Below are 25,101 nucleotides of genomic sequence, written 5' to 3'. Positions count from 1 at the left end.
CGCCCCCTTTCGACTTGGAGGAAACATGCCCGGTTCGAACAAGCTGACCAAGGCGCAGATGATCGTTGGTCTTGCCGAGGCCACCAACCTCGACAAGAAGTCCGTGGCCAGCGTGCTCGATGCGCTCGGCGAGCTGGTAAAGAAAGAGCTCGGTCCGGAGGGGCCGGGTGAGGTCACGGTCCCGGGCCTCGTGAAGATCAAGGCGAAGGAGATCCCGGCCACGCAGGACCGGGAAGGCATCAATCCGTTCACCAAGCAGCCGATGACCATCAAAGGCAAGCCGGCGAGCCGCAAGCTCCGCGCGGCGCCCGTGAAGGCGCTCAAGGACGGCTGAGCGGGACGTCGGTAACCGCAGCTTGCGTGGCCGCATCCGGCGGCGCGAGCTCCGGTGCTCCTGCGAGCGGGCGCGCTTCCGCGCCCAGGCCCCGAGCTTTGCGCGACGCCTTCGTCGTGGAGCGTCGCGCCCTGAGCGCGCACACGACGATCGCGAGGGCGAGCAGCGACGCCAGCGGGACGTCGCCCAGGCGGGTGTAGAGCGTCAGGGGCGTGTCCCTGACCGCCGGGGTCGCGAAGGTCACCCCCGGCGCAGCGCTCTCCTCGCGGCTGCGCACCACGCCGCGGGCGTCGATCCATGACACGACGCCCAGGTTCACGGCGCGCACGAGATCGCGGCGCAGCTCGACGGCGCGCATGACCGCGAGCCGCGCGTGCAGCTCGGGCTCGGCGCTCCCGGTGAACCAGGCGTCGTTCGTGATGTTGACGAGGAGGTTCGGGGTGAGCGTCCCGGTGATCCGCCGCGCCACCCCGGTGAGTGTGTCCTCGTAACAGTTGAGCACCCCGATCCGGAGCGCGGGCCCCTGCTCTCGGGGAAGCGTGAGCGCGCGCGGCTCCGCGCCCGGGACGAGCCCGCCGCTCTTCTGGAAGATGCGCCGCAGCCAGGGCAGGTAGGCGCCGCCCGGGACCGTCTCGCCGAACCAGAGCAGCTGCAGCTTGTCCTGCGTCGGCTGCATGGTCCCGTCAGGGAGCACGAGGGTGGCAGAGTTGTAGCTGTTCCGTTCCTCCACGCCGTCGGCGGCCGTCACGGGCGGCGCATGGGTGATGAGCCCGGCGAGGACCGGACCGCGGACGCCCGGCCCGAGGATCGCTCGACCGCCGCGCGGCGCCTGCCGGGCGCTGTGCGGGAGGGGGTAGGGATATGCCGCCTCGGGCCAGAGGGTGAGCTCGGCGCCGCCGGCCTCGGCTTTCCGGGTGAGCTCGTGCAGGGTCCGCAGGATCCGCCGGTGGTTCTTCGCCTGCCAGCGCTCGTGAGGCCCCACGGCCTGGTTGACGAGCGCGACCCGCGCCGTCGGCAGGCCCGCGCTGGCGCGCTCCACCGCGGCCATCCGCAGCGCGCCGTGCGCCGCGAGCAGCCCGAAGAGCGCGGCGCTCGAGAGCGCCGGGTAGAGGATCGCGCGCGGCAGCCGACGGCGGGCGGACCGCGGCTCCGGCGCAGGCGCGCGCGCGAGCGGACGCCCGCCCGGCGCCACCCCGAAGGCCGCGAGCCCCGCACGGGCCAGCAGAGCTGCCCCCACGGCGAACAGGACCGAGACGCCGCGCTCGCCGATGAGATCGGCGAGCTGCACGAGCGCCGGCCATGGGCTCATGAGGCCCGCCGGCGTCCACCCGAAGACCGTCGGGAGGCCCACGGCGGCGAACACGCCCGCCGCGAAGGCGAGCTCGAGCGGTGCGCGCAAGCGCCGGAGGAGCACGCTCGTGATGCCTCCGCAGACCGCCCAGACGAGCGACTGGGCGGCGGCGAGCAGGACCAGCGCGAGGTACGAGGCCGCCGAGCCGAGCGGCGTGAAGCGCTGGATGACCTCCGGCACGAAGCGCAGGCCCACGATGCCCGCCGCCGTTCCCCAGGCGGCGCCGCGCCCGAATGCGCGCCAGACCGTCGGGGCGTCGTGGACGGCGGCCGCCAGCAGGGCGAGGCCAGCGATGACGGCAGGATAGAGATCCGTCGGCGGGGCCGTGAGGGCGAACGTCGCACCGCCGGCGACGGAGAGGAGCAGCGGAGCGCGGCTGTGACGGGCGCGTAGGGTCGAGGCCTGGGGCACGATGCGGCGTTATACCGCGTGGGAGCAGCCCGGACCGCGGAGGAGGCAGCCCCGAGGAGATCGAGGCCGACGCGAGCCCTGCACGGTCAGGGCGGACAGGAGGCTAGGACGAGACGCTCACCAGTAGACGCTGAGCCCACCGCGGAAGAGCCCACCGCCCGACGTATCCGTCGTTCGCCCGGTCACGGGATCCCTGAACTCGGGAACGACACCGTCGTCCGTGCGGCTGCGCACGAAGCCGAGCGCGTCGATGTTCAGCGCGAGGCGGGGGGAGAGCCGGAACTCGAGGCCGATGCCGCCCTGCACGCCGAAGTAGTCGTACTCGGTGGTCGAGACGTACGCCTCGCCGCCGGCCGCCGCCTCGCTCAGGGGTCGCTCGACGTCGGCGTGCGACATGTTCAGGCCGCCCATGAAGTAGAACTGCGTGCGGCTGCGCGGGTTGACGAACAGCATCCCGCTCAGCGAGAGCGGCACCTCGGTCCGCTGGTAGCCGTGGTAGTCGTTGCCCGCGAGGATGTCGGCGCCGAGGTCGAGCGCGAACGCGGGGACCGGCCGGTAACGCAGGCTGATGCCGACGCCGCCCATGCCGGCGTCCTCCGCGCCGCCGTGCTCACGGCTCATCATGAGGCCCTGCATGCGGAAGTTGACGCCCCACTGGCGCCGCCAGCGCAGCTTCGGCGGCGGAGGCGGAGCCGGCGGGGCCACGCGGCGCACGATCACACGCGGCGGAGGAGCGGACCCGGGCGTCACGACGATGACCTGCGGCGGCTGGCCGGGCGGCGAGGTCTGGTAGACGACGATCGGCGGAGCCGGACGGGTCGCGCGCCTGCCCGGCGGCGGGGGTGGGGCCGGCGATGGGGGGGGCAGCGCCTCGGCCGGGAGGGCCTCGGCAGGGGCGGCGGAAGGCGGCCCCGCGGCGGGATCGCCGGGCGGCTCCACGTCCTCACAGAACCACGCGCCAGGAGGACAGTTGTTGTTCTCCTGGGCGAGCGCGCTCATCGGCGCGGTCATCGCCACCGCAACAAGGGCATGGGTCAAGCAACGGCGCATCGGGCGACTCCTCTTCGGTGCAGGGAAGTTAGCAACCGGGATGCCATCGACCATCTCGCTGAATTGTCGTCACCATGGCCGCGAAGCACGCCGGCGTGCATAGGCCGCCACGGCGCGCTGTGGCGGAAGGTTCACACGCGCGCCGTCCCGCAGGGTACTAGCTCCCACGGCAAACGTCACGGCACGGCCGCCCCCGTCGGCAGCCCTGCCAACATCGAGAGCAATCGGGTTCCATCATGCCTACGGTTACGTTGAAGCAGGGTCATGTTCGGCCCGTGTGGTCGGGGCATCCCTGGGTGTTCGCTCAGGCGATCGCGCGCATCGAGGGCGGCGCCGTGGCCGGCGACGAGGTCGTGGTCACCGATCCGTACGGCAGCGTGCTCGGCCGCGGGCTCTACACCCCGCGCTCGGCCATCCCGGTGCGCATGTACACGCGCGAGGACAGGCCGATCGACGCGGCCCTGTTCCGGCACCGGATCGAGCGCGCCATCGCGCACCGCCGCGAGCTCGGCCTGCCCGGCCGGGCGCCTGGCCACGAGACCGACGCCTTCCGGCTGATCCACGCGGAGGGGGACGGACTGCCCGGGCTCATCGTCGATCTGTTCGGCGACACGGTGGTCGTGCAGCTCGGGACGATCGGGGTCAAGCGCCGCGAGGGGGTGATCTTCGACGCCCTCCAGGCGGCCCTCTCGCCGCGCGCGATCGTGGACAGGACCCCGGAATCCCTCGCCAAGCTCGAGGGGTTCACCGCCGACACCGGCGTGGTGCGCGGCGACCCCGGGCTCGATCGGCTGCAGTTCGTCGAGCGAGGGCTGCGGTACACGATCCCGCTCGCGCTCGGCCACAAGACCGGGTTCTACCTGGACCAGCGGACGCTGCGGACCCGCGTCGAGCAGCTCGCCCACAACCGGCGCGTGCTCGATGCGTTCTGCTTCGTCGGCACGTTCGCCATGGCGGCGGCCCGCGGCGGGGCGAGCGAGGTCCTCGCGATCGACGAGAGCGCGACGGCGCTCGAGGTCGGGGCGGAGTGCGCGCGGGAGAACGGGCTGCTCGACCGGATCAGCTTCACGCGCGACGACGCCCGCAAGGCGCTGCAGAGCGCGTCGATGCAGGGCGGCTTCGACCTCGTCCTCTGCGACCCGCCGAAGCTCGCAGGCACGCGCGCGTCCAAGGACGCCGCGCTCACGGCCTACCGGCGCCTCGCGGCCGGGGCGTGCCGCGCCACGCGACCGGGCGGCATCCTCGTGCTCTGCTCCTGCTCCAGCGCCGTGAGCCTCGACGACCTCACCCGGGCGCTCGCGCTCGGCGCGCGCGACGCCCGCATGCAGGCAGCGGTGTTCGACCGGCACTTCCAGGGGGGCGACCACCCCGTCCCCGCGGCCTTCCCCGAGGGGCTCTACCTGAAGAGCCTCATCGCGCGCATCGACGCGCTCTGACGATCGCCCGATGAAACCACTCTCCCTGCTGACCCCCGACGACGCGCGCGGCCTCGCCGGGGTGATCTTCGACCTCGACGACACCGTGCTGGATCACGGCGCCCTCACCGAGGTCGCCTACGGTGCGCTCTTCCGTCTGCGCGAGACGGGGCTCGCGTTGATCGCCTGCACCGGCAGGCCCGCCGGATGGGGCGAGGTGATCCAGCGGCAATGGCCGATCGACGCGACGATCGTCGAGAACGGAGCCGTCGCGCTGGTCCGTGAGCAGGCCGGTCCGATCGCCGGCCATGGAGAAGGGCTCGCCCCGAGCGCCGGCGCAGGCCGCGTCGTCAAGCTCGACGCGCTGGACCGCGACACACGGCGGGCCCGTCGGGCCGAGCTCGTCGCGCTCGCCGATGACATGGTGCGTCGTTTTCCTGCGGCTGCGCTCGCGGACGACAACGACCAGAGGGTGACCGACGTTACCATCGACATCGGAGAGCACCGGCGCGTCCCGCCGGAGGACGTGCAGAAGATGCGCGCCATGCTGCGCGAGCGGGGGGTGAGGACGCTCGTCTCGAGCGTCCACCTCCACCTCACCCGCGACCCGGCCGACAAGGCCACGGGCGCCGTACGCCTGCTCTCGACCCGGTTCGGAGAGGATCCAACCCGGGCCCGGTACCGCTACGCCTTCGTGGGCGACAGCGGCAACGACGGCGTCGCCTTCGCTGCATTTACATTGACCTTCGGCGTGGCCAACGTGCGCGCCCACCTCGGCAAGCTGTCGGTGCCGCCGCGGTTCGTGGCCTCCCATCCCATGGGCCGCGGGTTCGCGGAGATCACCCACCGGATCGTCGAACTGCGGAAGAATGCACCTGAGCCGTGATCTCCCCTCGGCAAGGAGCCTCACGCTGCGATCCGCCCCACACCTGGAGCAGGTAACCTAGCCGCGACGTGCACCGAAGGAATAGGATCGAGCTTTCGGGAGGGGCGTGCCTCCCAACCCTTTACAGGGGCGCGTGTTCTCGGGGACCATGATCTTGGTCCCTCGCCCGCCAGCGGCAGCAGATGGCGTTTCGACCCCCGACCCCCGGCCTCCTCGTCGACAACAAGTACCGCCTCGCGGAGCGCATCGGCGGGGGCGGCATGGGCGACGTGTTCCGGGCGGAGCACGTGCTCGCAGGTCGCGCCGTTGCGATCAAATTCCTCCACCCCGAGCTGGCGGACAACTCGGAGCTCTCTCACCGGTTCTTCCAGGAAGCGCAGGCGGTCAACCGGATCCGCCACCCGAACATCGTCGACGTGATCGACGCGGGCGTCGGCGAGCTCGGTCCGTACATCGTGATGGAGCACCTCGACGGCGAGTCGCTGGGCATGGCGCTCGCGCGCTTCGGCCGCCTCGACATGGAGGCCGCCGTCGGGGTCGCGCTCCCGGTGCTGGAGGCGCTCGACGCCGCGCACCGCGCGGGGATCATCCACCGCGACCTCAAGCCCGAGAACATCTTCATCGCCTTCGATCCCAGCCGCGGCTCGGCCGTCGTCCGGCTGCTCGATTTCGGCATCGCCAAGGTCCTCGACTCCGACGGCCCCTCGCCGCGGACGCGCACGGGCGTCGTGTTCGGCACGCCGGACTACCTGTCGCCGGAGCAGGCCACGGGGGAGTCGCCGCTCGACGGGCGGAGCGATCTCTTCTCCGTGGGCGTCCTGCTCTACGAGGTGCTCACGGGCACGCGGCCGTTCCGCGCGCCGACCGCCGTGGCGACCGCGTTCCGCGTCGTGCACGCGGAGGTGCCCACGCTCGCCTCGGCGGGCGTGACCGTCGACCCGCGGCTCGAGGCGATCGTGCAGCGGCTCCTGCAGAAGGATCCCGCGAAGCGCTTCCAGACGGCCGGCGACGTCGTCCGCGAGCTCGAGCGCGTCGCGCCAGATCCGCCGCGACGGACGGCGGCGCTCGGCAGGCTCATCAACGTGCAGCGGCGGATGGCCCTGAGCCTCGGGGGCGCCCTGGAGAACGAGCGCGATCGGCTCTCGTCCTCGCGCGACCGATCGCGCGCGGGCACGGCGTTCGACATGAACCCTCCGCCGCCGATGCGCATCTCGCCGCCGCTCGTGTCGGGCGGGCGCGTCACCGAGGCGCCGCCCATGATGCGGCCGTCGTCCGAGCCGGCGAAGCCCGCGCCCGGCGCGACGCTCTCGAACGCGCTGCGGAACCGAGGCTCGGAGCCCTCGATGCTCTCGCAGCGCGGCGAGTCGTTGCCCACCGTGCGCAGCGCCGACCTCGGGCTCCGCGCCGAGCCGACCGTGCGCAGCGCCGACTTCGGCGCCCTGCTCAACCGGCAGCGCGACACGCGGCGGCCCAACGTCACCCCGGTCCGGCCGCTGCCGGCGCGCTTCGCGGGGCAGTACCATGTGCGCGGCCCCGTCCTGCGGAGCGTCGATCGCACCATCGTCGACGAGTACGGGAGGAGCGCCCGCGATGAGGTCGTCGCGCAGATGCCGCTCCGCTACGCCGACGACTTCAAGCACGACTCGATCAACGCGCTCGTCGGATACGATCTCGAGGCGCTCGACGCGTACATGGAGCTCGCGACGTCGCTGGTCCTGCGCGATCTCGAGCGCTGGCGCGACATCGGCAGGCTCGGCGTGGGCGGCGAGCTGCACAGCCTCGTGCGCACGCTGTTCGCCCGCCCGCTGACCGACATCGCGTCGCTCATGCGCCGCGGGACCTCGATCTGGTCGCGGCTCTTCACGTTCGGCTCATGGCGCGTGGCGACCGGACCGACCGGGCGGGTGACGCTCCACATCGGCGACTTCGACCCTGCCTCGCTGCCGCTCCGGCTGTGGGTCGTGGGGATGGTCGAGGAGACGGCGCGCCGCGCGTCCGGCGGGGGCGTAAAGGTCACGATCACGCTCGGCGAGCTCGGCTTCACCTCCGAGCTCGCCTGCGAGATCAGCCTCTAGCTCCGCTCGCCAGAGGCCCGACGCCCGGCGCCCGGCGCCCGGCGCCCGGCGCCCGGCGCCCGGCCAACGATGGCCGGGCCTCTGCGCCGCTTCGAGGCCGCTGCGCTGACGGGATTCTCAGGAGGGCTTGCGCGCGCGGTAGCACGCTTGACAGAACACGTCGCGGCCCTCGACAGGCTTGAACGGGACCTCGCCCTCGGAGCCGCACGACTTGCAGGTGATCGAGAACGTCGGACGGTTGCGCTGCTGCTGCTGCGGCGCGCCGCGGCCCTGCGGCACGGCTCGGCGCTCGCCGGCGAACGACGGCGCGCGGTAGTTGCCGTCGTCGCGGACGGGCGCGCCGGCGCGCGGACGGTGCGGGTAGGCGCTCGGCGCCGTCCACGCGGGCGCAAGCCCCGAGTACGCGTCCTGCATCGGGCTGCGGTACTCGTTCACGTCGCCCGTGTAGTGGGGCTTCCGGGGCCGACCGTCACCGCGCGCCGCGCCGCGGTACCCGCCGGCGCTCCGGGCCGGCCCAGGGCGCTGGTTCTGTGCCGCGCGAGCGGTCGGCGCGCTCTCGTGCTCCCCTCGGTTGTCCTTGCGCGCGCGGCGGCAGGTCCGGCACCGCTTCGGCGGGGCCGCGAGCTTCCGTTCGGCGTAGACGGCGGCTTCCGCAGCCGAGAATAGGAACGACGTGCCGCAGCTCGCGCAGACAATGTGCTCGTCTCGATGCTGTTCCATGATTCCTCTTTCGTCAGGCCGACGGGCCTCGCAGGCTCACGGGCTCGGGTGCTCGGGTAAGCTCGGATAACGCGGGGAACAGGAGCGCCCGGGAGCGGCCCCGCTGCGCCGGAGATGCGCAATTTACGCGGGGATCTAGGTGATATTGGTGGGATCGCCCTCTTGATGGGGCACGGGAGTGCCTACGGTGACATGCTTGTCATGGCGGTCAAGCGTGCCGCCTCCACGCATCGCCGGGATCGATCGCGCGGCGCGGAGGCTTTGATTTCGAAGCTCCTCACGATACCATCCGCGCGACTTTCACGAGGAGCGCAGCTCCTCCCGCGACTCCCGTGACCCACCAAGGGCAGCCCCCGCCCACGCCGCGCCTCGCAGCCAGTCGAAGCAATGAGCCATCCCTCCCTGCATCTCACCGCTCGTGACTTCGACGCGTACGCCGCCGAAAAAGCGACCTCGAAGGCCTACTCACGCCCGCGCCTCGAGGTGAAGCAGCGCGCGCTCGCCTGGGCGCGCTGCGTCGTCGCCCGGCTGGGCGACCTCGGCATCTCGGTCGACGTTCACGGCTCGGACGAGCACCCCTCGATCCGCAACAAGCACCGGGCCGACTGCCAGTGGGTCTTCTTCTGGCGTGATCAGGCGGCGCGCGACGAGCTCGACCGCCTGCTCGACCGCGGCCGCTCGATCTCCGACGCGATCGACGATCCGAGCCCCTACACGCGGCACGCGTTCCTCGCGCTGCGCATCTCGGAGGGCGAGGTGCAGGTGTGCTTCGCGGTCCACCCGGACGCGAAGGTCGACGTCGACAACCTCCGGGCCCGCCTCTCGGCGACCGAGGAGGCGACGGGCGAGCCGGCCTCGCCGCTCGCCGCCGAGCTCACGAGCGCCCTCCACGCGCTCCCGGAGCAGTTCTCCTTCGGCGCCGGCGGGGGCGATCGCGTCGCCTGCAGCGCGGCCACGCCCGACGCGATCGCCGAGATGCTCCGCCGCGCCGCCGACGGGCAGGTGCCGCTCTGGATCGGCTGGTCGGTCCCGCGCGAGACCGCGGTCGAGCACGCCGACATCCTCGACGAGCAGCTCGAGGACGCGCTCGTCGCGCTCACCCCCATCTACCGGCTCGTCGCCTGGTCGCGCGAGAACGACCGCATTGCGCTCGACCACAAGCTCGAGGGCATCGAGCAGGAGCGGGCGCGCGCCCACGCCGAGATCGAGGCCGAGAACGAGCGGTGGCGCTCCGAGCAGGCCCGGGCGCGCGAGCGATCGATGGAGCAGGCGCGGGCGCGCGGCGACGAGCGCGTCGAGGCCGCCCTCCCCGCCCGCCGGCCGACCCTGGCGACGCTGTTCAAGGCGGCGGCCGGCGCCGGTCGCGGAGGAGAGCCGCGGCCCTCGCCGAGGCACGGCGGAGAGGGCGGCTCCCCGGCCCGGCGAGCGCCGCACGGCGAGGCGGAGCAGCCGACGAAGGCCGAAGCTCCGCGGAAGCCGCCGGTCGAGCACGCGCCGCGGGCGCAGCGCGGCCCGTCCGGCGAGCCGGACGCCACGGCGAAGGCCACCCCGGAGCCCGCGAAGGGCGGCGTGCTCGAGAAGGGCAGCCGGGTGCGCGTGCGGCGGGGGCCCTTTGGCGACAAGATCGGTGTGGTGAGCGAGCTCGACGGGCGCGGAGGGGCGCGCGTCCTGCTCGGCCTGCTCTCGACGAGGCTCGATCTCGACGAGCTCGATCTCGTGGCCGATGCCCGAGATCGGCCTGCGCTCTCGACGTCGCACCGCAAGCCGCTCGCGCCGACGCCCCGCAAGGCGCGCTGAGCGTCGCCGCGCGGCACTCTCCTCAATGGTCAAACGCGATCCTTCAACCTACCCGGTCGGGCTCGCCGCCCAGTTCCGCCACAAACTCCCGTTCTACCTGGCCGGCGCGGCGCTGCTCGCGATGCAGCAGCTCCTCATGGCCAAGCGCGACTTCCTGGTCAAGGATGCCGTCGACGCCGCCGTGGGCCTCCAGTCGGACGAGGCCTCGCGGGCGGCGCTCATCATGCTCGCGGTGAGCGTGGGCGCCGCGGTCATGCGCGTCTTCTCGCGGGTCACCATCTTCACGGCGGGCCGCAACGTCGAGTACGAGCTCCGGGCGATCCTGCTCGCGCGCCTGCACAAGCTCGGGCCGGCCTTCTTCCGCAAGATGCCGACCGGCGAGATCATGAGCCGGGCGACGAACGACCTGACGCAGGTGCGCCTCCTCCTCGGCTTCGGCCTGCTGAACGTCGTCGGCTCGGTCTTCGCGTTCGCGAGCGCCCTGTACGTGATGCTGCACATCTCGAAGCGGCTCACGCTCGCGGCGCTCCTGACGATGCCCGCGCTGATGCTCGTCACCCGCTCGTTCTCGAGCAAGCTCTTCGTCCGCACCCGCGACAACCAGGAGGCGATCGGCGCCATGAGCGACCGCGTCCTCGCGAGCCTCGCGGGCGTCCGGGTGGTCCGCTCCTTCGCGCTCGAGGCGTCCGAGATGGCGGCGTTCACGAGCACGAACCAGGCCTACCTCGAGAAGAGCCTCACCCTCGCGAAGCTGCGCGGATCCATGGGGCCGCTCATGGGGGCCATCAGCTCGGTCGGCGTGCTCATCGTCTTCTGGTACGGCGGGCAGCTCGTGCTGGACAAGCAGATGACGAGGGGGGACTTCGTCTCCTTCTGGCTGGCGCTGCTGCGGCTCACGTGGCCGATGCTCGCCCTCGGCTTCGTCGCGGCGATCGTCCAGCGCGGTCGCGCCGGCTACGTGCGGCTCAAGGCGATCTTCGACGCCATCCCCGAGGTCGTGAGCGGCCCGACGCCGTCCCCCGAGGTCATCCGCGGCGCCCTCTCCGTCAAGGAGCTGACGTTCTCCCACGGCGCCAGGAAGGTGGTCGACGGGGTGAGCTTCGAGGTCGAAGCGGGCGGCTCGCTCGCCATCGTGGGGCGCACGGGCTCGGGCAAGAGCACCATCGCCACGCTGCTCGCCCGGCTCATGCCCACGCCGCGCGGCGCGGTGTTCCTGGACGGCATCGACATCTGCGATCTGCCCCTGGAGACCGTGCGCGCCAGCATCGGCTATGCGCAGCAGGACGCGTTCCTCTTCTCGACCACCGTGGCCCGCAACATCGGCTACTCGCTCGACGATCCGGACTCGCCCGCCTCGTCCGAGACCATCCGCGCCGCCGCGGCCGAGGCCGAGGTGCTGAACGAGATCCTCTCGCTGCCGGACGGCTTCGACACGGTGGTCGGGGAGCGGGGCGTGCAGCTGTCCGGCGGACAGCGCCAGCGCGTCGCGCTCGCGCGCGCGCTCGTGCGCGAGCCGAACATCCTCGTCCTCGACGATCCGCTCTCCGCCGTCGACGCGAAGACCGAGCAGGCGATCCTCGAGGCGATCGAGCGGCAGGCGGCGCGACGGACCGTCATCCTGATCACGCACAGGGTGGCGGCCGCGCGGCGGTGCGACGCGATCGTCGTGCTGGAGCAGGGCCAGGTCATCGAGCGCGGCACGCACGACGAGCTCGTCCGCGCGGGCGGGCTGTACGCTTCGTTCGCCGAGGAGCAGCAGCTCGAAGAGGATCTCGCGACCCTCGAGGCGTCGCCGTCCTCGCAGCCGGTGGGGCTCTCGTGACGCAACCGAGCCCCGGAGAAAGCGCGACGATGCGGTCGAAATCGAGCGGCCCCTCGGCCGCCGGAGAGGTGGGCGCGAGCCCGCGGCGGCCGGCGCAGGCGGCGGACAGGGGCCGCGGGGCGAAGAAGGCGAGCCGCACCGAGGACGTGCTGAGCCGCTTCCACGAGGAGGCGCAGCTCGGCGAGGCGTACGACGCGCGCATGCTGCTGCGGCTATGGCCGTTCGTTCGCCCGCAGAGCAAGCACCTCGCGCTCTCGCTGTCGCTGCTCATCGTCACCGCCCTGCTGGCGCTCATGCGCCCGCTCATCATGCGCGACGCGCTCGACGCCTTCGACTCGCCCGGCGGGCTCGATCGCCTCACGCGCAACGGCTTCCTGCTCACGGGCATCATGCTCGCGGAGCAGTCGCTCGCGTTCCCGCAGCTCTACCTGATGCAGCTCGCCGGCGCGCGCGCGATGGCCGACCTGCGCGTGCGCGTCTTCGGGTTCTTGCATACGAGGCGCCTCGGGTTCTTCGATCGCACGCCGGTCGGCCGGCTCGTCACGCGGGTGACGAACGACGTGGACGCGATCGGCGAGATGTTCGCGTCCGGCGCGCTCAACGCGTTCGGCGATCTGATCCGCCTCGCCGTCATCGTCGTGGTGATGGTGTCGCTCGACTGGCGCATGTCGTTGCTCGCCTTCGCGGCGGTGCCCCCCGTCGCCCTCGGCGTCAACTGGACGCGGCGCCGGATCCGCGACGCCTTCCGGGAGGTGCGGGCGAAGACGGCCAGGATGAACGCGTACCTCAACGAGCAGGTCTCCGGGATGGCCGTCGTGCAGGCCTACGCCAGGGAAGAGCGCTCGGCCGAGGAGTTCGACGAGATCAACGCGGCCTACCGCAGCGCGAACAACCGCTCCATCGTGCTCGACGCGACGCTCGACGCCGCCATCGAGATGGTCTCGAGCGTCTGCATCGCCGCGGTGCTCTGGTACGCCGGCGTGAAGAGCCTGAAGGAGGAGATCTCGTTCGGGACGCTGTTCGCCTTCGTCGCCTACATCGACATGTTCTTCGTCCCGATCCGCGATCTCTCGGCTCGGTACACGCTGCTGCAGTCAGCGATGGCCGGCGCGGAGCGCATCTTCGAGCTGCTCGACAACAAGGACGAGGACGCGACGGCGACGGCGAGCTGTAGCGGCGCGGCGAAGGCCGCGGACGAGGGCGTCGCGTTCGAGCTCGACAACGTCGTGTTCGGCTACAAGCCGGGCGCGCCCGTGCTGCGGCAGGTCTCGATGGCTGCGAGGAGCGGCGAGAAGGTCGCGCTGGTCGGCGCGACCGGCGCCGGCAAGAGCACCGTGGCGTCGCTGCTGCTCCGCCTCTACGACGTCGAGGAGGGCGCCGTGCGGGTCTTCGGCCGCGACGTGAGCGCGTACCCTCGCGACGAGCTGCGCCGCAAGTTCGCCGTCGTCCCCCAGGACGTGTTCCTGTTCCCCGGCACGGTGCTCACGAACATCGCGGCCGGCGACGCGACCCCGGATCGCGCGAAGGTGGTGAACGCGCTGAACCGCATCGGCGCGCTCGATCTCTTCGAGCGCCGCGAGGACGGCCTCGACGCCCCGGTGCTCGAGCGCGGCAGCAACTTCAGCGCTGGCGAGCGCCAGCTGATCGCCTTCGCCCGCGCCCTCTACCGCGATCCGCCGCTCCTCATCCTGGACGAGGCCACGGCCAACGTCGACAGCGACACCGAGGCGCGCCTGCAGCGCGCGCTCGAGGGCGCCATGGAGGGGCGCACGGCGCTGATCATCGCGCACCGCCTCTCGACGATCCGCGCCGTCGATCGCATCGTCGTCTTCCACAAGGGCTGCGTCGTCGAGCAGGGCACGCACGAGGATCTGCTCGCCGCAGGCGGCGTCTACAGCAAGCTGTACCGGCTCCAGTTCGCCCGGCAGGCGGTGGCGCAGGCCTAGGGTTCAGCGGGCTCCGGGTCGTCGCCGTAGCACTTGCCGGCGACGGCGCCTCCCGTCGCGCCCTCGTCAGCGCCGTCCGCGCCTCCGGCGACCACCCGCATCCAGTACTCGGAGCAGCTGTCGTTCATGACGATCAGGTGCTCGTCGTCCACGCAGGTCACCTCGGCCTGGTTGCCCGCCGCGTGCGCCAGCGTGCCGCCGCGCTTCGTGCCGTCGCTCTCGAACGACAGGTAGACCTGCCACCACCGCGGCCGCGCGCCGAGGCCGTGCTTGAGCGCGTACCGCATGCCGCCCGGAAAATAGAGGAGCTCGCCGTCCGGCGCCGACGTCTCGTAGACGCCCCCCTCGGGCGCGGCCTCGGTGAACTCGATGGGCGGGTTCGCGCTCTCGGACCGGTCGCACCGGCTCGGCGCGCACCCCGCCGCGAGCGCGGCCGACGCCCCCACCGCGCAGGCGGCGGCCCACCCCGAGCGCCGCGCAGCACCTCCGCCCGCGCCCTGGCTTCGCATGGATCAGCCGAGCCAGCGCGCGGCGTCGAGCGCGTGGTAGGTGAGGATGAAGTCGGCCCCGGCGCGCCGGATCGACGTGAGCAGCTCGAGCACCGCGCGCTTCTCTTCGATCATCCCGCGCTCCGCGGCCGCCTTGATCATCGCGTACTCGCCGCTGACGTTGTAGGCGCCGAGCGGCAGCGTCGTCGCCTCGCGCACGCGCGCGATGACGTCGAGGTACGCAAGCGCGGGCTTGACCATGAGCATGTCAGCCCCCTCCTCCTCATCGAGCGCCGCCTCGCGCAGACCCTCGCGCGCGTTCCCTGGGTCCATCTGGTAGCCCGCCCGGTCGCCGAACTTGGGCGCGCAGTCCGCCGCCTCGCGGAACGGCCCGTAGAAGCCGGACGCATACTTCACGGCGTAGGAGAGGATCGCCGTCCCCGCCAGCGACTCGGCGTCGAGCGCGCGCCGGATGGCGGCGACGCGGCCGTCCATCATGTCGCTCGGCGCGACAACGTCGGCCCCCGCCTTGGCGTGGACGAGCGCCGCCCGCGCGAGCACCTCCAGCGTCGCGTCGTTGTCGACGTCCACCGCGCCGGACGCGTCCTGCCGGAGCAGGCCGCAGTGGCCGTGATCTGTGTACTCGTCCACGCACACGTCGGTGATCACGAGGAGCTCCGGCACCGCCTCCTTCATCGCCTTCACGGCGCGCGGGACGGGGCCGTCCGCGTCGTACGCGCTCGATCCCGACGCGTCCTTGATGCGCGGGAGCCCGAACAGGATCGTCCCGCCGATGCCGAGCTCCTTGCAGAGCCGCGCCTGCGCCGCCGCGGCGCTCACGGGCAGCTGCGAGACGCCCGGCATCGTCCCGACCGGGCGAGGCGCGTCGAGCGCCTCGTTGAAGAAGAGGGGGAGGATGAAATCCCCCGGGTTGAGGGACGTCTCCCGCACCAGGGCGCGGAGGGCGGGCGAGCGGCGGAGCCGGCGCGGTCTCTTCGTGGGGAACACGGCGGCGGAGCATAGCAGCCCTTCGCCCGCGGGGACCGCTCCGGTCTCGCCGCGCGCGATCCGTGGATCGCCTGAGCGCAGGAATCGGCTAGTGTTCGCCCGAAACCGCCAGCATGAGACCGGCCATCCACTTCCCTTCTTCCGGCCGCGCCCGCCCCGCCGCGCCTAGATCGCTCAGCGCTGGGCCGCTCCGGGGCGCGCGCTCGAGCGCGCCGCCGGCCCGGAACGCGGCGGGGTCAGGGGCGTCTGCTGGGACGAGAGCGGGACCGTATCGTCGTCGTCCGCGTCCGAGACCTCGTCCGGCTGCTCCGCAGGCGTCTCCGCGGCGGCGACCGTGACCATTGCAATGTCGGACAGCGGGCACCACACGGTCCAGGTTTCATTGCGGACGAAGCTATCGAGCGGGACGATTCCGCTCTCGATGCCGCGCGCGAGCTGGTCGAGCTTGACGGGCCCGACAGATCGCTCGCCGTTGGTGACGTACCATCGGTCCGGAAAGCCGCGCTCTGAGCTCCGCAGCTCCTCGAACAGTTTCACAGATCTCATCGAATGGACTCCAGAAACCGTCGGACGTTGAATCGAACGGGTGCGATTCTATACCATTAACGCACCGAGTCAACCTGACTACAGAATCGCTATGACAATCAACGTCTGCCATGAATGAACGAGAGAACGACGGGAGTTTGACGATGGTTCCCAGGCGTGACGACCCCTCGGAGGGAGGCCACGGCGTGGCGGCCCTGCGGGCCGCGGGCGGGGGGCCGGCCGCGGCCAGGCCGGGCGTCGTGTACCTCGTCGGCGCGGGCCCGGGGGACCCGGGGCTCTTCACGCTGCGCGGCGCAGAACTCCTCGCCACGGCCGACGTCGTGCTGCACGACGAGCTCGTCCACCCCGCGCTGCTGGACGGCGTCCGGGAGGGCGCCGAGGTGCGCTCGGTCGGCAAGCGCGGTGGCGATCGGGTGGTGAAGGACGCGAAGCAGGCGGAGATCGACGCGGAGCTCGTCGCGCTCGGGCTCGCCGGCCGCAGCGTGGTGCGCCTGAAGGGCGGCGATCCGTTCCTCTTCGGGCGCGGCTCGGAGGAGGCGGAGGCGCTCGCGCGGGCCGGGGTGCCGTTCGAGGTGGTGCCGGGCGTCTGCTCTCCGCTCGGCGCGACGGCCTACGCCGGCATCTCGCTGACGCACCGGAACATCGCCTCCAGCGTGATGATCGTCAGCGGCGTCACCCGAGCGGGCAGAGCGTTCGACTGGAGCGAGCTCGCCTCGGTCCGCGGGACCATCTGCGTCCTGATGGGCATGCAGGCGCTCGATGCGGTGGTCGCGGGGCTGATAGGGCCGGGGCGGCGCGATCCCGCGACGCCGGCGGCGGCCATCCAGTGGGGCACGCGGGCCGACCAGCGCGTCGTCTCGAGCCGCCTCGACGAGCTGCCCCGCCGCGTCAGGGAGGCGGGGCTCCAGAGCCCCGCGGTCATCGTCGTCGGCGCCGTCACCGGCCTGCGCGACGCGCTGCGCTGGTTCGACCGGAAGCCGCTGTTCGGCAAGCGGGTCCTCGTGACCCGGCCGCGTCACCAGGCGCGCTCGACGTCGCGTCTCATCCGCCTCCACGGCGGCGAGGCGGTCGAGCTCGCGACAATCGAGATCCACCCGCCCCCCCACCCCGCGCGGGTCACCGAGGCGGTCCGCGGGCTCTCCGGGTACCACGCCGTCGTCTTCACGAGCGAGAACGGGGTGGCCTGCTTCTTCGAGGAGCTGGAGCGGCTCGGCCTGGACGCGCGCGCCTTCGGCTCGGCCCGCCTCGCCGCGGTCGGGGTCGGGACGGCCGCCGCGCTCGCCGCGCGCGGCGTCCGCGCCGACATCGTCCCGAAGGAGTTCCGCGGCGAGGAGCTCGCGCAGGCCATCCTCGCCGATCCCGCGCTGGCCGAGCGCAGGGCGGCGCGCCCCCCGGTCCGCGTCCTCCTCGCGCGCGCGCTCGTCGCCCGCGAAGTGCTCCCCGAGGGCCTCCGCGCCGCCGGCTGCGAGGTTGACGTGGTGCCCGTCTACGAGACCCGCCCCGCGTCGAGCGAGCGCCGCGAGGAGCTGCTCCGGGCGCTCTCGGCGGGCAAGATCGACGTCGTGCTGCTCACGTCGAGCAGCACCGTCGATAGCCTCTGCGATCTCCTCGGCGAGGGCGCCGCAGCGCGCCTCGACCGCGTGCTCCTCGCGAGCATCGGCCCGATCACGACCACGACCGCCGAGAAGCGGGGGCTCCGGGTCGGCGTGACCGCCGAGGTGAGCACCACAGCAGGTCTCCTGGACGCGCTGGATCGACATTTCGCTGCGTTGCAAGCTGCCCCAACAAGCGCCGACAACTGAGGCGCTTGTCGCACGATGTGCGGCGAGCTCCACGGCGCAAAAAAAGCGTCGCAGCGGACCTGGGGGGGAGGTCTCCGCCGCGACGCTCGAGCTCACAGAGAGCACGATGCGTGCCTGCACCTTCCTGGAGTGAATTCAGGTACTTAGGACGTCGGAACCGGAGCTCCCTTGCGCTCCTGCGCTCCCCTCGCGACAGAGGTGCAAGGAATTTCCCGATGCAGCAGTACCGTTGAACATCTACAAGCGCCGTCTTCAGGTCGGAGCAGGCACACAGCGTCACAGCCGGACGGCGCCGGTGAGATAAACGCCTTCAGGCGCGCCCGATCACTCGAATGTTGCTCGAACCACGAGGAACTTGTTGTTGAGCTCGATGGACGTGAGCCGCTCGAAGATGCGGGGATTGCCGAGCTCGTTCGACAGGGAGCTGATGCGCCCATGCTCGGTGGCGAAGTAGAAGGTCTTCACGCCCTTCTTCTTCTGCTCATTGATGTAGTCCTGAAACTTCTTTCCGCTCGACACGAAGACCGCCAGCTTGTTGCCAGCATAGAAGTTCTCGCCCTTCCAGTTCATCTGGTAGGCGACGAGCGGCCCTGGGATTTCCTGGCTCGAGCGCATGTAGGCGAGCAATGTCTCGCGCTGCCCCCAGTGGGGCGATGTCCGCACGAAGTACACGTCGAGCCCCCACGCCGTGAACGCGACAGCGAGCGAGACGAGCGCGTAGAGGACGAGGCGGCGCCAGCGCGCGACCATGAGCAAGAAGCACAGGCCGGCCGCGGCGGCGGTGAAGGCCCAGAGGGTCGCGGAGAAATCGAGCGACTGCGGCCAGGGGCGCTTGTAGTTGTACGTGAACAGGTGCAGCAGCCTGGCCTGGCTCGCCTGCCCCTCACGCGCCATCGCGAGATCGCGCCCGACGAAGAAGACCAGGAGCGCAGCGCCGATCGCGACGGCGCCGAGCATCGCGCGCTCGTAGCTGACCGTCGAGGGCGAGCGCGCCGGCGCGGAGGCGCTGCCCGAGCGCGGCGCGAGCCCGCCCGCGCCGCGCTCCAGCCGCAGCATGTCGTCGAGCAGGATCCCCGTGAGCATCGCGGCCGGCGGGACGGCCGGCAGGATGTAGTGGTGGAACTTCGTCAGCATCAGCGAGAAGAGCGCGAAGCCGAAGATGAACCACATCGCCAGGAACACCGAGGCGTCGCTCTGGCGGGCCTCGGCCGAGCCGGGCTCCCCCGGGGGTCCCCCCTCGCGCCGCCGGAGCCACCACACGAGCGAGGCGGGCACGAGCCCCGTCCACGGGAACATCGCGTAGCCGAGCTGCCACACGTAGTAGCGGAAGCTCACGTCGTCGCCCTCGTTCGTGTCGTGCACGTGGGTGAAGGCGCGCTTGAACATGTCGTGGAACAGGAGCCTGTCGGTGAACGGCTGGCCGTGCCGCGCGTACATCGCGACGAACCAGGGCAGCGCGACGCACGCGAGCACGAGCAGCCCGACAGGGATCTCCATCTTGAGCAGGTCGCGGTACCGGCGCGAGACGACGACGTAACCGAGCGCGCAGAGCACCGGGAGCCCGAAGCCGGCCGGCCCCTTGGCCATCGTGGAGAGGGCGGCGAAGAACCACGCCGCGAGGAAGAGGAGCCGCTGCACGCGCCGCTCGCCCCAGCTGGCGTACAGGACGATCGCGAGCGTCTGCGCCCAGATGATCGCCTGGAGCACCGGCTGCAGGCCGGGGAGCACGGGCAGCACCGACCGGCAGGCCTCGTTGCCGGGCAGCCCGCAGTTGCCCGGCGAGCCGGAGCTGAAGACGTCGCCGTGGAGGCGCAGGCCGAAGGGCGCCGCGTGGATCTCGACGTGACGCGAGAGCAGGTAGAGGATCTGCGGCAGCGCGCAGGCGACGATCGCCCCGAGCACGAGGTGGTAGACCGAGAGGCCCACCTTGAGCACGCCGAGCTCGACCTCGTAGACGCGCGCCTCCTCCGCCTCGTCGGTGTGGATGCCGAGCAGGAGGAGCGCCATGGCCGCGGCCATCGTCGCGACGAAGGGCATGTCGGTCATGGTCTGGTGGGAGACCATGAACCACTGCGGCATCGTGGTGAGGACGACCCCCGCGAGCAGCCCCGCGCGGCGGCCGAAGATCCGCGCGATGGCCTTGTAGAGGAGGTAAACGGCGACGAGCGTGAGCGCGAAGATGGGCAGCCGGACCGCCCATTCGGGCCACGGTGTTCGCCCCTCGGCGACCGCCGAGAGCATCTCTCCCGATCGGTAGCGGACGCCGAAGGCCGCCATCGCGAGCGCCTGCATCCAGAAGTCGAGCACCGGCTTCGACCAGAACCAGCCGTCCTGCGCCCACCAGAGGGAGATCCAGTCGTTCCTGGCCAGGATCTCGCGCGCGACCTCGCCGTAGTGCGTCTCCCACGGGTCGGTGAGCGAGTGGCTCCCGAGCATGGGCAGGTAGAGCAGCGTGACGAGGGAGACGAGCCAGAAGCCATGCCGCCGGATCAGGGGGCGCGGGGCGCCCGCCTCGTCGACGCGGCAGGGGCCGAGGCGCTCGCCGAGCCGGAACACGCCGACCACAGCCGTGAGGAACGCGGCAGGGACGGCGACGGCGGACGCCGCCAGCGAGAGCAGCGTGGGCGCGCCGTCCCGCGAGAGGGAGCTCGGCGAGAGGTAGCCCGCCACGCTGAGCGTGATGAGAACGAAGAACGCGACGAGCCCGCCCCCGAGCAGCGCGAGCGGACCGAGGAGGTCGCGGATCCCGACGCGCGCGGCGACGCGCTCGGGCGGGTCGTCGAACGTGCCGAGCAAATCGAGCAGGCCGAGCGCCGCGACGGCGATCCCGAGCGCGCCGAGCGGGACCCCCCAGCGAAGCTGAGGCGCGAGCGCCATCACGACGAACGCGAGGAGGGCGCCCACGGCGGACACAGCAGCGCCGCGCCAGCGGAGCGGGTTGCCCTGTGGCACGAGGCGCACCTCGTCGGCTTCGAGCGCGTCCGTCTCGTCGCCGGCATCCGCGGGCGCACCGCTGCTCTTGTCGTGCGTGTCGTTCATGGCTGCGCCGAACGCGGAACGAGGCGCGGCCCTGACGTAGCAACTCCACGTCGCCGGGCAAAGCAGCGGTCGCGCATGCTCCCGCGCAGCGCGGCCGCGCGGCGGCCGCGGCGCGCGGCTACTTCGTCAGGCGCGCGATCTCTTCCTTGATGATCGTCTCGGCGAGGACGGGCACGACCTCCCAGACGACGCGCTCCACGACGTCGCGGGAAAGCGCCATCACGGCCTCCACCTGCTCGGGCGTGAGCCCGAGGCCCTCGAGCTTGCTCGCCATCTGGCCGTTGACCTGGACCGCGGCGGTGGCCGCCACCGCCGCGGGCCCGGACGCCGTCTTCGGCACGCCGGACACCGGCGTCGGCGAGAACGCCATCGTCGTCGTGACCGGCACGCTCCCCGCACCGCCCGGCGCCGTCTTGACCGAGGCCTGGGCCGGCGCGGCGCTGGTGGCGGGCGCGTTCGGCGTGTAGATGAGGGTCTTCGCGCGCTGGAGCGGGCTCGCCGCGGCGGCGGGCTGCGCCGCGGCGGGCGTGCGCGCGGGCGCAGGCGTCGCCGCCGCAGGAGCCGCGGCGGCGGGCTTCGCCTCGCCGCGCGACGCCAGCAGCTTCTTGACCTTGTCGATCATCTGCTGGGTGTCGAACGGCTTGTCCATGTGGTCGTCGGCTTGCGCGCTCGAGCCCTTCGCGGGATCGAACGGGTTCTGCTTGGACGACAGGATCAGGACGGGCGTCGCCGGTGAGGCCTGCTTGATCGCCTTGCACAGCTCGTAGCCATTCTTCGGCTCGAGCGTGATGTCGGCGATCACCAGGTCGGGTTTATCGCTCTTGAGCTTCTGCAGCGCAGCGTCGGCGCTGCTCGCCGTCACGACGCGGAAATCCTGACCCGCAAAGGTGATTTCGAGCACTTTGCGCATGGTCACGCTGTCGTCTACGGCGAGAAGGGTGCTGGCCACGAACGGGTCTCCTCTCAGATGGCGAGAAAGCGATGACGGCTCCGATATCTTCGGCCCCGGTCGCGCGATGTGTCAACATTCGCGGTGTCTTTCGCCTCGCGAGCCCCGCGGATGTGCGTTTTCCGCGCCGGTAGAGCCCGGCCCCACGCCGGTGGGCGGAGCCGAGGCGCCCTCAACGAGCTCTCATGCGCCCGCTCCGACCCGCCGCTCCCGCTCCGCCGCCCCAGATCCAGGACGCCGAACCGCTCGGCGCCGACTCGACCGCCCCGGTCCGGCCCCCACAGGATGGCCGCTGGACGGTGCCGGCAGAGCTGGATCGGAGGCCTCTCGACGGGGCCGTCCGGGTGCTGGCCTCGGTCTCGTGGTCCGACGCGCGCCGGCTGATCGAGACCGGCAAGGTGCTGGTCGGGAACGCGGTGGCGACGAGCGCCCGGCGGCGGGTGCTCCGCGGGGAGCCGATCGAGGTCCGCCTGCACGCGCCGCGGCCCGAGACGGTGCGGCGGCGCAAGCTCGAGAGCGAGCTCGTTGTCTACGCGGACGCGAGCGTCGTGGTGGTGAACAAGCCCGCCGGGGTGAGCACCATCCCTTACGGCGACGAGGACCCCGCGGAGCAGGCCTCGACGCTCGACGCGCTCGTGCGGGAGGTGCTGGCCCGGCGCGACCGTCTGCGCGGACGGGCCCCGCTCGGCGTGGTGCAGCGCCTCGACAAGGGGACGAGCGGGGTGCTCGTCTTCGCGCGGACGCTCGCCGCGAAGAAGCACCTCGCGCAGCAGCTCCGCGTCCGCTCGATGCACCGGCAGTACCTGGCGCTCGCGCACGGCGCCGTCCCGCGCGGCACCCACCGCAGCTACCTCATCGAGGATCGGGGCGACGGGCTGCGCGGCTCGGCGAGGGGGGGACGGCGCGAGGGGCAGCTCGCGGTGACACACGTGGAGCCGATCGAGACGCTCCCGGGGCCGCAGGACGGGACCGGCGCCGCGGGCGTGACGCTGGTCGCCTGCCGCCTCGAGACGGGGCGCACGCACCAGATCCGCATCCACCTCGCCGAGGCCGGGCACCCGCTCGTCGGCGAGACGGTCTACGTGCGGGACTACCGCGGGCCGAGGATCCCCGCCCCGCGGCTGATGCTCCACGCGGCCGAGCTCGGCTTCGATCACCCTGCAGACGACCGGCCGATGCGGTTCCAGGCGCCGCCGCCCCCCGACTTCGACGAGGTGCTCGAGCGGCTCCGCGAGGCGCGCCGGAAGGGCGCTACTTGACCTTGCCGCGCGCCTCGCTCATGGCCGCGGCGGTGGCGTCGACGAGCGGCATCACCTTCGCGTAGTCCATCCGCGTCGGGCCGAGCACGCCCACGGTCCCTGCGACGCGCCCGTTCTCCATGTACGGCGCGGCGACGAGGCTGAGCTGCCCGCCGCCGAGATCGCCCGCCTCGCTGCCCACGAAGACGGTGACCTCGCCCGCGCCGGCGGCGAGGGTGCGGTCGAGCAGATCGACGAGCTCCTCGCGCTCCTCGAGCGCCCTCATCAGCTTCCTGAGCCGGTCGACGTCGGCGTACTCGGGCAGATCGATCAGGCGGTTCTGCCCCTCGATGACGACCTGGCTCCGCCGCGTCACGTCGGCCGTCGCCTTGCTGCCGAGCTCGAAGGCGCGGCGCCTCAGCGCGTCGATCTGGAGGCGCTCATCGGCGAGGCGGCGGGCGAAGAGGTCCCGGATCTCGCCCAGCGTGCGCCCCTCGATGACGTCGGCGAGCAGGTTGTGGATCCGGTTGAGCTCCCCTTCGTTGATCGACTCGCCGATCGAGAGGAAGCGGTTCTCGACCGAGCCGTCGGCGAAGACGAGCACGGCGAGCAGCTGCCCGGGCTTCGTCGGGATGAAGCGCAGCTGGGAGAGGGCGCGGATCTCCGCCCGCGGCGCAGCGACGACCGCCGCGGCGCCGGACAGCTCCGAGAGGTAACGCCCCGTCTCGCGGAGCGGATCGCTCGCCACCGTGTAGATCTCGGTGAACCTGGCGCTGAGCTCGGCCTGCTGCTCGGGGGAGAGCGACCGGAGCTCGACGAGCGCGTCGATGAACAACCGGAGCGCGCGGTCGGTCGGGATCCTCCCAGCAGAGGTGTGCGGCTGGTGGAGGTAGCCGGCCTCCTCGAGGTCCGCGAGCACGTTGCGGATCGAGGCAGCCGAGAGATCGAGCCCGTACTTCCGCGCAAGCGTCCTGCTGCCTACGGGGTCGCCTGTCGCGATGAACTCGGTGACCGCTGCGAAAAGGATCTTTCGAGCGCGATTGGAAAAATCTCCCATGTCAACTGCAGGCGGCGCATGCGTGCGCTGCTGTGGCTACCTGGCCCAGGGACCGCCCGGACCGGGAAGCCGTGCGGGCCGGGCCTTCGCTCCCATACATCAAGAGGCGCGAGCGGGCGCCGGGCCCACGGATGCGCATGCGAGCTATTTTGAGGCGATCGCACGGCCCGGTCAAATGGCGCGGTAGGATGGGCGCCGCCGCCGCGCGCAATTCCGCGGCGCCCCGCTCACCGGCGGGCGCCTCCAGCTTTCCGCCTCCTCCAGCGGGCGCTTCGCCTGCCCGCGCGAGGCCGACCCCGCAACGATGCCGTCCGTACGTCACGCCGCCACCGCCGCCGCGCTCGCCCTCGCGCTCGGCCCGCTCGCCGCCGCGCCGAGCGCGCAGGGCAAGCCGAAGGTGCGGTTCCATCAGGACTGGGCGAAGCACCCGTCGGCGCGCTACGCGGCCCTGAGCGCGGAGCAGTGCCGCGCGGCGCTCGCGCGGCGGAAGATCGCGTTCGAGCCGGTGCCGCGCGCGCCGGGCGTGCTCGCGCCGGTGCGGCTGATGCAGGGGGTCGGCGGGGTCCTCTACCGGACGGCGCTGCCGACCCACCGGCGCGCGGACAACCCGAACGACGTCTTCGACTGCCGCCTCGCGCTCGCGCTCTCGGACTTCAGCCGGATCCTGCGCGTGCACGACATCGTCGAGGTGCTGATGTTCTCGGCCTGGCGACCTCCGTCGAGGATGTGGCCCGAGGGCAAGCTGGCCCCGAGGCACCCGGGCGGGCTCGCCATCGACCCCTACCGGTTCGTCAAGGAGCGCGTGGGCGACGGGCTCGCGGAGGAGTGGCTCGACGTCGAGCGCGACTTCGTCGGCAGGCGCGGCGCGCCGGTGTGCGGCGAGGGCGCCAGGGCGACCGGGAAGCCCAGGGCGGCCGGCAGGGGTGCGAGCGGCAGCCCTCCGGCGGACACGACGGCGCGAGAGCTGCGCTCCATCGTGTGCGAGGCCGCGGATCAGCACATCTTCACGTCGATCCTCACCCCCAACTACGACCGGGCGCACAAAAATCACCTGCATCTGGAGGTCACTCCCGGCGTCCAATGGCATCTCGTGCGCTGAGGCGGGACCGGCCGTCCTCCCCGGCGCAAACCCGCTCTCGCCCCGAGGTCGACCCGCTATGTTAACCC

Annotated in this window: 19 protein-coding genes; 10 read left to right on the top strand and 9 right to left on the bottom strand. The window is 72.1% G+C overall.

Annotated elements, in window-relative coordinates:
• The first annotated feature begins 25 nt into the window (after window positions 1–25).
• On the top strand, window positions 26–334 hold the full coding sequence (locus tag WMF28_RS00135) for an HU family DNA-binding protein (protein ID WP_104976744.1): 309 nt from the start codon (window positions 26–28) through the stop codon (window positions 332–334).
• Here the strand turns inward: WMF28_RS00135 and lnt are convergent.
• Entirely contained in the window at window positions 321–2,096 is a 1,776-nt protein-coding gene (gene lnt, locus WMF28_RS00130) for an apolipoprotein N-acyltransferase (RefSeq protein WP_437599943.1), read from the bottom strand. The genes WMF28_RS00135 and lnt overlap by 14 nt on opposite strands.
• A gap of 117 nt (window positions 2,097–2,213) precedes the next feature.
• The gene (locus WMF28_RS00125) at window positions 2,214–3,146 is read right to left on the bottom strand and encodes a hypothetical protein (RefSeq protein ID WP_437599942.1); all 933 of its coding nucleotides are present in this window, start codon (window positions 3,144–3,146) and stop codon (window positions 2,214–2,216) included.
• A 236-nt stretch (window positions 3,147–3,382) separates the two neighbouring features.
• On the opposite strand from WMF28_RS00125, the gene WMF28_RS00120 reads away from it, so the two are divergent.
• The 3 genes from WMF28_RS00120 to WMF28_RS00110 all read left to right on the top strand — a co-directional run bounded on the left by WMF28_RS00120 (window position 3,383) and on the right by WMF28_RS00110 (window position 7,522).
• Window positions 3,383–4,582, top strand: coding sequence for a class I SAM-dependent rRNA methyltransferase (locus WMF28_RS00120; RefSeq protein ID WP_437599941.1), 1,200 nt, complete (start codon window positions 3,383–3,385; stop codon window positions 4,580–4,582).
• Between the two features lie 10 nt (window positions 4,583–4,592).
• A complete protein-coding gene (locus WMF28_RS00115) occupies window positions 4,593–5,447 on the top strand; it encodes an HAD hydrolase family protein (protein WP_437599940.1) in 855 nt (284 codons plus the stop codon).
• A 182-nt stretch (window positions 5,448–5,629) separates the two neighbouring features.
• Window positions 5,630–7,522, top strand: a complete 1,893-nt coding sequence (locus tag WMF28_RS00110; protein ID WP_437599938.1) for a serine/threonine-protein kinase — start codon at window positions 5,630–5,632, stop codon at window positions 7,520–7,522.
• A gap of 117 nt (window positions 7,523–7,639) precedes the next feature.
• Here the strand turns inward: WMF28_RS00110 and WMF28_RS00105 are convergent, their stop codons facing one another.
• A complete protein-coding gene (locus tag WMF28_RS00105) occupies window positions 7,640–8,242 on the bottom strand; it encodes a zinc-ribbon domain containing protein (RefSeq protein WP_437599937.1) in 603 nt (200 codons plus the stop codon).
• A 387-nt stretch (window positions 8,243–8,629) separates the two neighbouring features.
• Between WMF28_RS00105 and nusG the strand changes: the two genes are divergently transcribed.
• The 3 genes from nusG to WMF28_RS00090 are packed head-to-tail and all read left to right on the top strand — an operon-like array spanning window position 8,630 to window position 13,807.
• Window positions 8,630–10,039, top strand: coding sequence for a transcription termination/antitermination protein NusG (nusG, locus tag WMF28_RS00100; RefSeq protein WP_437599936.1), 1,410 nt, complete (start codon window positions 8,630–8,632; stop codon window positions 10,037–10,039).
• Window positions 10,040–10,064: 25 nt separating this feature from the next.
• Complete coding sequence (locus WMF28_RS00095; RefSeq protein WP_437599935.1) at window positions 10,065–11,861, top strand: ABC transporter ATP-binding protein; 1,797 nt, start codon at window positions 10,065–10,067, stop codon at window positions 11,859–11,861.
• A 29-nt stretch (window positions 11,862–11,890) separates the two neighbouring features.
• Window positions 11,891–13,807: an ABC transporter ATP-binding protein gene (locus tag WMF28_RS00090; RefSeq protein ID WP_437599934.1), complete on the top strand. Its 1,917-nt coding sequence runs from the start codon at window positions 11,891–11,893 to the stop codon at window positions 13,805–13,807.
• Here WMF28_RS00090 and WMF28_RS00085 read toward each other — a convergent pair.
• The 3 genes from WMF28_RS00085 to WMF28_RS00075 all read right to left on the bottom strand — a co-directional run bounded on the left by WMF28_RS00085 (window position 13,804) and on the right by WMF28_RS00075 (window position 15,849).
• A complete protein-coding gene (locus WMF28_RS00085; protein ID WP_437599932.1) occupies window positions 13,804–14,316 on the bottom strand; it encodes a hypothetical protein in 513 nt (170 codons plus the stop codon). The genes WMF28_RS00090 and WMF28_RS00085 overlap by 4 nt on opposite strands.
• 3 nt (window positions 14,317–14,319) lie before the next feature.
• Window positions 14,320–15,303, bottom strand: a complete 984-nt coding sequence (hemB, locus tag WMF28_RS00080; RefSeq protein ID WP_437599931.1) for a porphobilinogen synthase — start codon at window positions 15,301–15,303, stop codon at window positions 14,320–14,322.
• A 174-nt stretch (window positions 15,304–15,477) separates the two neighbouring features.
• Complete coding sequence (locus WMF28_RS00075) at window positions 15,478–15,849, bottom strand: DUF4339 domain-containing protein (protein ID WP_437599929.1); 372 nt, start codon at window positions 15,847–15,849, stop codon at window positions 15,478–15,480.
• 143 nt (window positions 15,850–15,992) lie between these two features.
• On the opposite strand from WMF28_RS00075, the gene cobA reads away from it, so the two are divergent.
• Window positions 15,993–17,651, top strand: a complete 1,659-nt coding sequence (cobA, locus tag WMF28_RS00070) for a uroporphyrinogen-III C-methyltransferase (RefSeq protein WP_437599928.1) — start codon at window positions 15,993–15,995, stop codon at window positions 17,649–17,651.
• Window positions 17,652–17,975: 324 nt separating this feature from the next.
• On the opposite strand, the gene WMF28_RS00065 is transcribed toward cobA, so the two are convergent.
• The gene (locus tag WMF28_RS00065) at window positions 17,976–20,690 is read right to left on the bottom strand and encodes an ArnT family glycosyltransferase (RefSeq protein WP_437599927.1); all 2,715 of its coding nucleotides are present in this window, start codon (window positions 20,688–20,690) and stop codon (window positions 17,976–17,978) included.
• Window positions 20,691–20,808: 118 nt separating this feature from the next.
• On the bottom strand, window positions 20,809–21,639 hold the full coding sequence (locus tag WMF28_RS00060; protein WP_437599926.1) for a response regulator transcription factor: 831 nt from the start codon (window positions 21,637–21,639) through the stop codon (window positions 20,809–20,811).
• Between the two features lie 185 nt (window positions 21,640–21,824).
• Here WMF28_RS00060 and WMF28_RS00055 point away from each other — a divergent pair, with 185 nt between their 5' ends.
• Complete coding sequence (locus tag WMF28_RS00055) at window positions 21,825–22,898, top strand: RluA family pseudouridine synthase (RefSeq protein ID WP_437599924.1); 1,074 nt, start codon at window positions 21,825–21,827, stop codon at window positions 22,896–22,898.
• Here the strand turns inward: WMF28_RS00055 and hrcA are convergent.
• Window positions 22,891–23,934, bottom strand: a complete 1,044-nt coding sequence (gene hrcA / locus WMF28_RS00050; protein ID WP_437599923.1) for a heat-inducible transcriptional repressor HrcA — start codon at window positions 23,932–23,934, stop codon at window positions 22,891–22,893. The two genes, WMF28_RS00055 and hrcA, sit on opposite strands and share 8 nt — an antisense overlap.
• Window positions 23,935–24,238: 304 nt before the next feature.
• On the opposite strand from hrcA, the gene WMF28_RS00045 reads away from it, so the two are divergent.
• Complete coding sequence (locus tag WMF28_RS00045; protein WP_437599922.1) at window positions 24,239–25,033, top strand: hypothetical protein; 795 nt, start codon at window positions 24,239–24,241, stop codon at window positions 25,031–25,033.
• Window positions 25,034–25,101: the final 68 nt, after the last annotated feature.

The organism is Sorangium sp. So ce590, assembly GCF_051521365.1.
In the GTDB taxonomy this organism is placed as follows: domain Bacteria; phylum Myxococcota_A; class Polyangia; order Polyangiales; family Polyangiaceae; genus Sorangium.
The sequence above is the reverse complement of the archived record's forward strand: the minus strand, read 5'-3'. Positions and strand labels throughout refer to the sequence as shown.

Excerpts from the sequence above, each read along its gene's own strand:
- WMF28_RS00090 (WP_437599934.1), top strand. The coding sequence starts at position 11,891 with ATGCGGTCGAAATCGAGCGGCCCCTCGGCCGCCGGAGAGGTGGGCGCG.
- WMF28_RS00115 (WP_437599940.1), top strand. The coding sequence starts at position 4,593 with ATGAAACCACTCTCCCTGCTGACCCCCGACGACGCGCGCGGCCTCGCC.
- WMF28_RS00125 (WP_437599942.1), bottom strand. The coding sequence starts at position 3,146 with ATGCGCCGTTGCTTGACCCATGCCCTTGTTGCGGTGGCGATGACCGCG.
- WMF28_RS00120 (WP_437599941.1), top strand. The coding sequence starts at position 3,383 with ATGCCTACGGTTACGTTGAAGCAGGGTCATGTTCGGCCCGTGTGGTCG.
- WMF28_RS00095 (WP_437599935.1), top strand. The coding sequence starts at position 10,065 with ATGGTCAAACGCGATCCTTCAACCTACCCGGTCGGGCTCGCCGCCCAG.
- WMF28_RS00045 (WP_437599922.1), top strand. The coding sequence starts at position 24,239 with ATGCCGTCCGTACGTCACGCCGCCACCGCCGCCGCGCTCGCCCTCGCG.
- WMF28_RS00065 (WP_437599927.1), bottom strand. The coding sequence starts at position 20,690 with ATGAACGACACGCACGACAAGAGCAGCGGTGCGCCCGCGGATGCCGGC.
- cobA (WP_437599928.1), top strand. The coding sequence starts at position 15,993 with ATGGTTCCCAGGCGTGACGACCCCTCGGAGGGAGGCCACGGCGTGGCG.
- WMF28_RS00055 (WP_437599924.1), top strand. The coding sequence starts at position 21,825 with ATGCGCCCGCTCCGACCCGCCGCTCCCGCTCCGCCGCCCCAGATCCAG.
- hrcA (WP_437599923.1), bottom strand. The coding sequence starts at position 23,934 with ATGGGAGATTTTTCCAATCGCGCTCGAAAGATCCTTTTCGCAGCGGTC.
- WMF28_RS00075 (WP_437599929.1), bottom strand. The coding sequence starts at position 15,849 with ATGAGATCTGTGAAACTGTTCGAGGAGCTGCGGAGCTCAGAGCGCGGC.
- WMF28_RS00135 (WP_104976744.1), top strand. The coding sequence starts at position 26 with ATGCCCGGTTCGAACAAGCTGACCAAGGCGCAGATGATCGTTGGTCTT.
- WMF28_RS00110 (WP_437599938.1), top strand. The coding sequence starts at position 5,630 with ATGGCGTTTCGACCCCCGACCCCCGGCCTCCTCGTCGACAACAAGTAC.
- nusG (WP_437599936.1), top strand. The coding sequence starts at position 8,630 with ATGAGCCATCCCTCCCTGCATCTCACCGCTCGTGACTTCGACGCGTAC.
- WMF28_RS00105 (WP_437599937.1), bottom strand. The coding sequence starts at position 8,242 with ATGGAACAGCATCGAGACGAGCACATTGTCTGCGCGAGCTGCGGCACG.
- WMF28_RS00085 (WP_437599932.1), bottom strand. The coding sequence starts at position 14,316 with ATGCGAAGCCAGGGCGCGGGCGGAGGTGCTGCGCGGCGCTCGGGGTGG.